General features: G+C 74.1%; 9 protein-coding genes and 1 pseudogene. 4 read left to right on the top strand and 6 right to left on the bottom strand.

What is annotated here, in order from left to right:
- The 3 genes from ACR9ZG_RS16340 to ACR9ZG_RS16330 form a co-directional block, all read right to left on the bottom strand.
- Window positions 1-1888, bottom strand: a 1888-nt coding sequence (locus tag ACR9ZG_RS16340; protein WP_481285908.1) for a non-ribosomal peptide synthetase, incomplete at its 3' end; no start/stop codon positions are given.
- A gap of 51 nt (window positions 1889-1939) precedes the next feature.
- Window positions 1940-2290 carry a hypothetical protein gene (locus ACR9ZG_RS16335; protein ID WP_481285907.1) on the bottom strand — a complete coding sequence of 117 codons (351 nt, stop codon included), beginning with the start codon at window positions 2288-2290 and terminating at the stop codon, window positions 1940-1942.
- A gap of 63 nt (window positions 2291-2353) precedes the next feature.
- Entirely contained in the window at window positions 2354-2821 is a 468-nt protein-coding gene (locus ACR9ZG_RS16330; protein ID WP_481285906.1) for an NUDIX hydrolase, read from the bottom strand.
- 77 nt (window positions 2822-2898) lie between these two features.
- On the opposite strand from ACR9ZG_RS16330, the gene ACR9ZG_RS16325 reads away from it, so the two are divergent.
- On the top strand, window positions 2899-3357 hold the full coding sequence (locus tag ACR9ZG_RS16325) for an NUDIX domain-containing protein (protein ID WP_481285905.1): 459 nt from the start codon (window positions 2899-2901) through the stop codon (window positions 3355-3357).
- A 59-nt stretch (window positions 3358-3416) separates the two neighbouring features.
- Here the strand turns inward: ACR9ZG_RS16325 and ACR9ZG_RS16320 are convergent, their stop codons facing one another.
- Window positions 3417-3752, bottom strand: a complete 336-nt coding sequence (locus tag ACR9ZG_RS16320; protein WP_481285904.1) for a hypothetical protein — start codon at window positions 3750-3752, stop codon at window positions 3417-3419.
- A gap of 135 nt (window positions 3753-3887) precedes the next feature.
- Between ACR9ZG_RS16320 and ACR9ZG_RS16315 the strand changes: the two genes are divergently transcribed.
- Together ACR9ZG_RS16315 and ACR9ZG_RS16310 are read left to right on the top strand one after the other, a co-directional pair.
- Window positions 3888-5576, top strand: coding sequence for a bifunctional 3'-5' exonuclease/DNA polymerase (locus tag ACR9ZG_RS16315; protein ID WP_481285903.1), 1689 nt, complete (start codon window positions 3888-3890; stop codon window positions 5574-5576).
- Between the two features lie 79 nt (window positions 5577-5655).
- Window positions 5656-6510 (top strand): DUF1684 domain-containing protein, encoded by an 855-nt coding sequence (locus ACR9ZG_RS16310; protein WP_481285902.1) that lies wholly within the window; start codon window positions 5656-5658, stop codon window positions 6508-6510.
- A gap of 489 nt (window positions 6511-6999) precedes the next feature.
- On the opposite strand, the pseudogene ACR9ZG_RS16305 reads toward ACR9ZG_RS16310, so the two are convergent.
- Window positions 7000-7215, bottom strand: a pseudogene (locus ACR9ZG_RS16305) (PadR family transcriptional regulator); the annotation flags it as partial.
- A 208-nt stretch (window positions 7216-7423) separates the two neighbouring features.
- Between ACR9ZG_RS16305 and ACR9ZG_RS16300 the strand changes: the two are divergent.
- Window positions 7424-7927 (top strand): DUF3145 domain-containing protein, encoded by a 504-nt coding sequence (locus ACR9ZG_RS16300; RefSeq protein ID WP_481285901.1) that lies wholly within the window; start codon window positions 7424-7426, stop codon window positions 7925-7927.
- A gap of 117 nt (window positions 7928-8044) precedes the next feature.
- Here ACR9ZG_RS16300 and ACR9ZG_RS16295 read toward each other — a convergent pair whose 3' ends face one another.
- Window positions 8045-9295 carry a beta-ketoacyl-[acyl-carrier-protein] synthase family protein gene (locus tag ACR9ZG_RS16295; RefSeq protein ID WP_481285900.1) on the bottom strand — a complete coding sequence of 417 codons (1251 nt, stop codon included), beginning with the start codon at window positions 9293-9295 and terminating at the stop codon, window positions 8045-8047.
- Window positions 9296-9297 lie beyond the last annotated feature (2 nt).

Genomic DNA, 9297 nt, shown 5'->3' with positions numbered 1-9297 from the left:
CCCCCCGCCCCCCCCCCGCCCCCCCCCCCCCCCCGGCCCCCCCCCCGGCTCGGCCGGGGGGGGCGGGCCGCCGCGCGCCGGGGCGCGCCCCCCCCCACGACGGCGAGCTCTCGGCCAGCGCCTCCGCCATCGCGGCGAAGCGGGGATGCGCGTACACGTCGGCGACCGTGATGTCGGGGTGGCGGCGGCGCAGCAGCGAGACGAGCTGCGCGGCCGCGAGGGAGCCTCCGCCCAGGTCGAAGAAGTTGTCGTCGGGTCCCTCGACCGGCAGGCCCAGCACGCTGCGCCAGTCGGCCGCGAGCTGCGCGGTCAGCGGGTCGGCGCTGAACACGGTCTCCTCGTCGTCCGCCTCCAGCGGCCAGGGGAGCGCCGCACGATCGACCTTGCCGGAGGTCCGCACGGGCAGGTCGTCGACCAGAGCGAGCAGGGGCACCAGCGCCGCGGGCAGCTCCTCGCGCAGGCGGTCCAGTGCCTCCGCCCGGTCGAACGCCCCGCGGTCGGGGACCGCGAGATATCCGACGAGGATGTCGTTGCCCGCTGCGCTCCTCCGCACGGCGGCCGCGGCGCCCGAGACGCCGGGGAGGTGCTGCAGTGCCGCCTCCACCTCGCCGAGCTCGATGCGGCGGCCGCCGACCTTCACCTGGTCGTCGGCGCGCCCCAGATAGAACAGGCCGTCGGGATCGAAGCGCACGAGGTCACCGCTGCGGTACGCGCGCTCCCAGCCGAGGGTCGGGAACGGGGCGTACTTCTCGGCATCCTTCGCGGGGTCGAGGTAGCGGGCGAGACCGACGCCGCCGATCACGAGCTCGCCGGACTCGCCGTCGGCGACCGGGTTCCCCTCCGCGTCCACCACGGCCAGATCCCACCCGTCCAGCGGGAGGCCGATCCTGACCGGCTCGCCGGCGGTCAGCGCCGTGCCGCACGCGACGACGGTCGCCTCGGTCGGGCCGTACGTGTTCCAGACCTCGCGGCCCTCCACCGCCAGCCGGTTGACCAGCTCGGGCGGGCACGACTCGCCGCCGAAGATCAGCAGCCGCACCGAGTCGAGCGCCTCCGGCGGCCACAGCGCCGCGAGCGTCGGCACGGTGGACACGACGGTGATGCGGTGCGCGGCCAGCCAGGGCCCGAGGTCCATGCCGGTGCGCACGAGCGAGCGCGGCGCCGGCACCAGGCACGCGCCGTGACCCCAGGCCAGCCACATCTCCTCGCAGGAGGCGTCGAAGGCGACGGAGAGCCCCGCGAGCACCCGGTCCTGCGGGCCGATCGGCTCGTCCTGCACGAACAGGCGCGCCTCCGCATCGACGAAGGCGGCCGCCGAGCGGTGCCGGACGGCGACGCCCTTGGGGGTTCCGGTCGAGCCGGAGGTGAAGATGATCCACGCGTCGTCCTCCACCGTCGGCGCGTCCACCACGGCGAGCGCCGACGTGCTCGGGTGCGGGGCCTCTGTGCCGAACAGGGGAGCGGCGGGTTCGCTGTCGGAGGCCGCCCGCGCCCGGTAGCCGTCGTCGCCGATCACCCCCGCGACGCCCGCCTCGCCGAAGACCAGCTCGGCGCGCTCCTCTGGGTCGTCGGCATCGACGGGAACGTAGGCGGCGCCGGCCATGAGCACGCTCAGGATGGCGAGGTACAGACCGCGGCTGCCCGAGGTCATCCGCACGCCCACCCGGTCGCCGCGCCGCACGCCGGCCTCCCGCAGCCGGGCCGCACCGGCGATCACCCTGGCGACCAGCTCGCGGTAGCTGAGCGCGCCTGCCGGGTCCTCGATCGCCGAAGCCTCGGGGTGCGCGGCGGCGGTCGCGCGGAGGACGTCGATGAGCGTGCGCGGGGCGGGCGCGGCGGCGGAGCGCAGCAGCACCCCTGCCGTGGCCGGTGCGGGAGCGTCAGTCACGGGTCGTCACGGTACGAGCGACCGGTTACCGGCAGGTGAACGCCGCCGGGCTCATCCCTCGCCCAGGGCGTGCAGCAACTGGGCCTTGTTCATGCGGGAGTACCCCTGGATGCCCTGCGCCTTCGCCCGGTCGCGCAGGTCGCGGAAGGTCGGGATGCCGGTGCCGGCCGGCGTACCCGCCTGCGCCTTCCTGGCGTCCTTCTCGCGCTGGGCCGTGTCCTTGGCGCGCTGGACCGCCTTCTTCGCGTCCTTCGCGACCTGCTCGAGGTCGCGGGCCAGCGCGTCCGCCTCCTTGCGGGTCTGCTTGTCGAGCTTCCTGACCGCCTGTTGCGCGTCCGCCACCGCGTCCCTCGCCGCAGCGAGTGACTTGTCGGCCGCCTTGTGCGCCTTGCTCTTCGCCACGACTCCTCCTCGGGTCTCCCGGGAACCTGCGCTCACGATACGACCCGGCGGGGGTGTTGCGCGCTACCCGATCGCGGCGAGCAGTGCGTCCAGAATGGGCCGCTGCCCTTTCGCGAGCTTGCGCCTGGCCTCCTCGACCGGATACCAGCCGGCGTCGTCCACCTCGGGGAACGCCTGCCGGCGGCCGGAGCGCGGCGGCCACTCCAGCTCGAACGTGTTGCTGCGCACCTCGTCGAGCGCGAAATCGGGGGCCTCGGCGGCGAAGACGACGAAGGTCTTGGCGGACGCGCGGAAGTCGCTGAGCGGGGTGTAGCCGACGTCCGGCGCCGGCGCGCCCATCTCCTCGGCGAACTCGCGCCGGGCCGCGGCCAGCTCGTCGCCGAGGTCGTCCGCCTCGACCAGGCCCTTCGGCAGCGACCATGCTCCCTCGTCCTTGCGCGCCCAGAAGGGGCCGCCCATGTGCGCGATCCACACCTCCACGCCGGCGGGTCCGGTGCGGTGGAGCAGGAGGGCGGCGCTGCGGACGGTCATGCCGACAGCGTAGGCCGGGCCGCCGACGCCGCCGACGCCGACGCCGCCACGGCGTGCACGCGGACTAACGTGGAGGGGTGGACTCGGGAGACGCGTGGGTGGAGGGGCCGGACGGCCGCCGGTTCTGGGGGCGCTTCGGCGCCGCGGGGCTGCTCGTCCACGACGCCCGGCGCGGAGTCCTGCTGCAGCACCGCGCCGACTGGAGCCACTTCGGCGGCACCTGGGGCCTCCCGGGCGGCGCCCGGCACGCCGACGAGACGGCGGTGGAGGGCGCCCTGCGCGAGGCGGCGGAGGAGGCGGCCGTGCCTCCCGACGCCGTGGCCGTCCTGTTCGAGAGCGTGCTCGATCTCGGGTTCTGGTCCTACACGACCGTCGTGGCGCAGGTGACGCGACCGTTCGAGGCGCACATGGCCGACGTCGAGAGCATCGAGCTGCGCTGGGTGCCGGTCGAGCAGGTCACGGAGCTGCCGCTGCATCCCGGCTTCGCGGACGCCTGGCCGCAGCTGCGTGCTCGGCTCGGGGCCCTGGCGGACTGAGCGCGCGGGCGGACTGAGCGCATCCAAGACCCGAGCGCCATCCTCGCCGCCCGGCGGCGTCAGGAGGCGAGCTGCGGCCAGAGCAGCGAGCCCGGCACGTCGTCGCACCCGTCGGGCAGACAGGCGTACGTCCCGGCGCCCGGGTAGGCCACGGCCGGGGTCTGCGCCGGCATGCCGGGGTAGCCGGGGTCGCCGCGGTACCGGTGGTCGGTCTCGACGTACAGCCGGTCGCCGCGCACGGTGCCCAGATACCTGCCGTCCGGGGTGACGGCCTCGTCGTCGTGCCACGGGAACCACCCGATCCAGTCGCCGTCCGGATTGAACAGCCAGCGCGAACGCGGATCGCTGCGGAACGCTATCCAGACACCCTGGCTGTCATGCAGGTAAACGGTCATCGTCGATCGCCTTTCGGGTCCGGCATCGTCGTCGTTTCGTTGAATTATCCTCACGCTTCCGGCGGGCTGCAAGGCTTGGCGGTCGCTCTCCTGAGCGGGTGCGGCGATGTCGCAGGCGGGCCGCAGAATGGGAGGGTGCACATCGTCCTCGACGCCTCCGGCCGCGACGCCGTCCGGGCGGTCGTCACAGGCGACGATGCCGCCGCCGCGCCGCTTGAGGAGCACATGGTCCCGCGCTCCGAGCTCGCCGGGTTCGTCCGCGAGCGAGAGGCGGGGGAGCCGCGCCCGCGCTGGGTGTGGAGCGATACCCGCTCCTGGTACCCGCCGCTGCTCGACGCGGGCGTCCGCGTGGAGCGGTGCGTCGACCTGCGGCTGAGCCACGCCATCCTGCGCGGCTCCGCCCTCACCGCGACGAGCCCGCTCGCCACGGCGCCCGCCGGGGCCTGGGACACGCCGGTGGCGATCGAGGAGGAGGCGCACGCGGAGGCGCACACCGCGCTGTTCGAGCTCGACGGGCCTGCCGACCCCGAGCCCCCCTCCGCGCTCGAGGAGTTCCGGCTCCAGCAGCAGGCCGTGGCGGGCAGTGCGGACCCCGGCCGGCTGCGCCTGCTGCTCGCCGCCGAGTCCGCCGGCGCCCTGATCGCGATCGAGCTGCGCCACGCCGGCCTGCCGTACAGCGCCGCCCGGCACGACGCCCTGCTCACCGAGCTGCTCGGCCCCCGCCCCGCGTACGGCCGGCCCGCGGTGCTGGAGGCGCTGGCCACCGAGATCCGCGCCGGGCTCGAGACGCCTGACCTCAACCCCGACAGCCCGCCCGACCTGCTGCGGGCGCTGCAACGCGCGGGGATCATGGTCACCTCCACCCGGTCATGGGAGCTGCGCACGATCGAGCACCCCGTCATCGCGCCGCTGCTGCGGTACAAGAAGCTCTCGCGCCTGATCACTGCGAACGGCTGGACGTGGCTCGACAGCTGGGTGCGCGACGGGCGCTTCCGGCCGGACTACGTGCCGGGAGGCGTCGTCACCGGCCGCTGGGCCACCCGCGGCGGGGGCGCGCTGCAGCTGCCCAAGCAGGTCCGCGGAGCCGTCGTCGCCGATCCCGGCTGGAAGCTGGTCGTGGCCGACGCCGCCCAGCTGGAGCCGCGCATCCTGGCCGGGCTCTCCGGCGACCACGCGATGGCGACCGCCGGGCGCGGCAAAGACCTGTACGGGGGCATCGTGGCCTCCGGCGCGGTCGACGAGCGCGCCCAGGCCAAGGTCGCCATGCTGGGCGCGATGTACGGCGCCACCACGGGCGAGAGCGGGCGGCTGGTGCCGCGACTCGCCCGCTCCTTCCCGCGTGCCCTGCGGCTCGTGGAGGAGGCGGCGCGCGCCGGCGAGCGCGGCGAGATCGTCACCTCCCGGCTGGGCCGCAGCTCGCCGCTCCCCGGCGGGTCGTGGCGCGCCGCCCAGGGCGCCGCCTCCGCCGCCGACTCCACCGCCGCGGACGAGCGCCGCGCCCGCTCGCTCTCCCGCGACTGGGGCCGCTTCACCCGCAACTTCGTCGTGCAGGCGAGCGCCGCCGAATGGGCGCTGTGCTGGATGGCCGAACTGCGCAACCGGCTCGCCGCCCTCGCACCCGGCGCGGGCCTGACCTCGTCGCCGCACCTGGTGTACTTCCTCCACGACGAGGTGATCGTGCACACGCCGGAGGAGCTCGCCGACGCGGCCGCGGACGCCGTGGTCGCCGCGGCGCAGCAGGCCGGGCGCCTGCTCTTCGGCGCGTTCCCGATCGAATTCCCGGTGACGGTCGCCGTCGTCGACAGCTACGCGGAGGCGAAGTGACGGCGCCGCGACGCGTCCGGGCGGAATGCAGGAGTGTCGGTGGTGGTTCTCCTCACCGACCTGTCAGAGGATGGAGACCATGACCGAGACCGCCGCATCCACCGCCACCGTCGACCCCAACGAGGTCCTGGCCCGCTACCGTCGCCGCCGCGAAGAGGTGGTCACCGCGCCGCAAGGCAACCTCGCCCTGGTCAACACGCAGTGGATCACCGGCGACCCCGAGGCTCCCGCCCAGCCGGTCTGGGGCGTCCCTGGCCTGTGGGCGCCGCTGCCGGCCGGTCAGTCCGGCCTGAAGCTCACCGCGACCGCCGCCGACGGCATCCGGGTCGACGGCGCCCTGGTCGACGGGGAGGTCGTCGTGCGCGGCAAGGACGACCCGAACCCCAGCGCGATCGTCTTCAGCGACACCGTCACCGGATTCGTCATCGCCAGCGAGGCGGGGGAGTACGCGCTGCGCGTGTGGGACGCGAACTCGGAGGCCATCCAGGAGTTCGGCGGCATCGACGCCTTCCCGTTCAACCCCGAGTGGATCATCCAGGCCCGCTTCACGCCGATCAAGGGTGGCAAGACGGTCGGCTTCGAGCACCTGAAGGACGACGGCGCCACCCGCGAGAAGGTCATCCCGGGCGAGATCACCTTCACCAAGGACGGCGTCGACTACTCGCTCGCCGCGTTCCAGGCCGGGCGCGCGCTGCAGCTCGTGTTCGCGGACTCCACGAACGGCGACTCCACCTACTCGGTCGGGCGCTTCCTGTTCGTGGTGCCCAACCCGGACGGGACCATCACGCTCGACTTCAACCTCGCGGTGCTGCCGCCGTGCGCCTTCAGCTACAACTTCAACTGCCCGCTGCCGCCCGCGCAGAACCGGTTCGCCGTGCCGATCGAGGCCGGCGAGAAGAACGTGCTCAACAAGCAGGGCGGCCTGCTCCACTGACCCAGGGGCCTTCCGCCCCTCCGGCCCCCGCCGGCCCCCCCCCCCCCCCCCCCCCCCCCGCCCCCCCCCCCCCCCCCCGGGGGCCCTTGGGCGCCCCCCCCGGGGCGTGGGGTGACCGGGGCCCCCGCCGGGGCGGGGGGATTCGGCGGGCTCGGCCGGTCGGCGGCCGCGGCGCGGGCGCTCCGGGGAGCGGGGCTGGACCAGCGCGCCGGGATGCGCCTCCAGCGCCGCCGCGACCTCGTCGAGCCACTCGATGGCCGCACGGGCCCCGAGCTCCGCCGCGCGATTGGCCGCGAGCAGCGCTCGGGAGTCGGCCTCATGGGTGAGCTCCCGGATGCGCTCAGCGAACGCCGCGCGGTAGTCGGCGACGACGGCCACCGGGTCGGCGCCGGCGAGGGAGGCCGCCACGAGCACCTGGTCCTGCATCTCGTCCCAGTCGGGCCGCGTGTCGGAGGGGCCGACCGTCAGCCAGGCGCGGGCCGCCTCCTCACCCGCCGGCGTGAGGGCGTAGAGGGGGAGGCCGTCCTCGGTCGTGCCCGCGGCCTCCACGAGCCCCTGGTCCATCATCCGGTCGAGCGTGGAGTAGACCTGGCCGGCGTTGAGGCCGCGACGGTGCGCCGCGCGGGCGAGGAACTCGTTCTGCAGCTGCGAGCCGTAGGCGGCGCCCTGCGTCAGGATGGCCAGGAACCCGTACTGTACCGACATACTCGGTATGCTATTCCGCCGCGACGCGCCCGGGCATCCCGAATGGCGGAGAATCGCCGAATCACAATCTTGTAACTCCCGCGGGTCTCGGGCATGATGGTGGCAGCGTCCGCGAGGGCGCCTCAACTTCACACGCAATCGATGCACACGCAGTCATGCACACCGTTCCTGGTCGTAGGGGAAGACGCACCAACGAACGGAGGAGACCATGGCAGCACACGCATCCAGAGGAGTGCTCTACGTGCACTCCTCTCCCAGCGCGCTCTGCCCGCACATCGAATGGGCGGCAGGACGCGCTCTCGGTCGCGCCGTCAACTTCACGTGGGAGACGCAGCCGGTCCTGAAAGGCGCCCAGCGCACCGAGTTCTTCTGGGACGGTCCGCAGGGCACCGGAGCGCGCCTTGCATCCGCCCTGCGCGGCTGGGAGCACCTGCGGTACGAGGTCACGGAGGACGCCGGCCTCGGCACGGACGGTGGCCGGTGGATGCACACGCCCGACCTCGGCGTGTTCTTCGCGCAGACCGACACGGCCGGGAACATGGTGATCCCCGAGGACCGGGTCCGCTACGCGATGGAGATCGCCGGCTCGAACGCGCTGGAGCTGCAGCGCGAGCTGCGGCTCGCGCTCGGCCAGGCGTGGGACGACGAGCTGGAGCCGTTCCGGCACGCGCACGACGACACCTCTGTCATCTGGCTGCACAAGGTCGGCTGAGAAGCACCGGACTCCCGCGGCGGGCCCGGCCCCTGCTCAACAGAGCACGCGCCGCCCGCACGCGGTGAACACGACGAAGGCCCCGGTCACCCGACCGGGGCCTTCGTCATGTGCGGATCAGTACGACCGGATGGCGACGACGGCGTTGTGGCCGCCGAAGCCGAACGAGTTGCTGATCGCGAGCTGCGGGCCGTCGCCGAGCGGCTGCGGGTCGCCCGAGACCGTGAGCGGGATCGCCGGGTCGAGCTCGGTGATGTTGATCGTCGGGGGAGCGACACGGTCGCGCACCGCGAAGATCGTGAACACGGCCTCCAGCGCGCCCGTGCCGCCGAGCAGGTGGCCGGTGGACGCCTTGGTGGCGGATACCGGGATGCTGTTCACGCGCTCACCGAACACCTCGCGCAGCGCCACGTACTCCGACGGGTCGCCGACCGGCGTGCTGGTCGCGTGCGCGTTGATGTGCGTGACCTCGTCGGGCTCCGCTCCGGCCCGCTCGAGGGCGATGCGCACGGCACGGCTGGCGCCGCGGCCCTCCGGGTCGTTGGCGGTGATGTGGTAGGAGTCGGCGGTGACGCCGCCGCCGGCGATCTCAGCGTAGATGCGGGCGCCGCGGGCGAGCGCGTGCTCCTCGGTCTCGAGGACGAGGCTCGCCGCTCCCTCGCCCATCACGAAGCCGTCGCGGTCGACGCTGTAGGGGCGGGAGGCGTGCGCCGGGTCGTCGTTGCGGCGCGAGAGGGCCTGCATCGACGAGAACGACGCGACGGTGATCGGGTGGATGGCCGACTCCGTCCCGCCCGCGATGACCACGTCGGCGAGACCGGCCTGCAGGTGCTCGTACGCGTTGACCAGCGACTCGGTGCTGGAGGCGCAGGCCGACGCGACGGTACGGGCGAAGGCGCGCGCCTCGAAGTGCATCGAGACGGCCGCGGAGGCGGCGTTCGGCATCAGCATGGGCACGGTCATCGGCAGCACGCGGCGGGGGCCGCGGTCGCGCAGCGTGTCCCACGCGTCGAGCAGCGTCCAGACGCCGCCGATGCCGGTGGCGTAGTCGACGCCCAGGCGCTCGGGGGCGACCTCGGGGCGGCCGGCGTCCTCCCAGGCCTCCATCGCCGAGACGAGGGCGAACTGGCTGGAGGGGTCGAGGCGCTTGGCGACGGGGCGCTCCAGCACGGTCTCCGGGCGCACCTTCGCCTCGGCGGCGAAGGTGACGGGCAGCTCGTACTGCGCGACCCACTCGTGCTCGAGGGCGCGGGCGCCGGACTCACCGGCCAGCAGCGCCTGCCAGCTCTCGGGGGCGGTGCCACCGAGCGGGGAGGACGCGCCCACGCCGGTGACGACGATCTTCTTGGTCCTGTCTCTTATACACATCT

The sequence above is a fragment of the Leifsonia sp. KNZ12-8B genome, assembly GCF_056755495.1.
This window is presented reverse-complemented; position numbering and strand designations above follow the sequence as displayed.

Bases quoted from the DNA above. Each gene is read 5' to 3' on its own strand.
- ACR9ZG_RS16330 (WP_481285906.1), bottom strand. From the start codon at position 2,821: ATGACCGTCCGCAGCGCCGCCCTCCTGCTCCACCGCACCGGACCCGCC.
- ACR9ZG_RS16320 (WP_481285904.1), bottom strand. From the start codon at position 3,752: ATGACCGTTTACCTGCATGACAGCCAGGGTGTCTGGATAGCGTTCCGC.
- ACR9ZG_RS16310 (WP_481285902.1), top strand. From the start codon at position 5,656: ATGACCGAGACCGCCGCATCCACCGCCACCGTCGACCCCAACGAGGTC.
- ACR9ZG_RS16300 (WP_481285901.1), top strand. From the start codon at position 7,424: ATGGCAGCACACGCATCCAGAGGAGTGCTCTACGTGCACTCCTCTCCC.
- ACR9ZG_RS16295 (WP_481285900.1), bottom strand. From the start codon at position 9,295: ATGTGTATAAGAGACAGGACCAAGAAGATCGTCGTCACCGGCGTGGGC.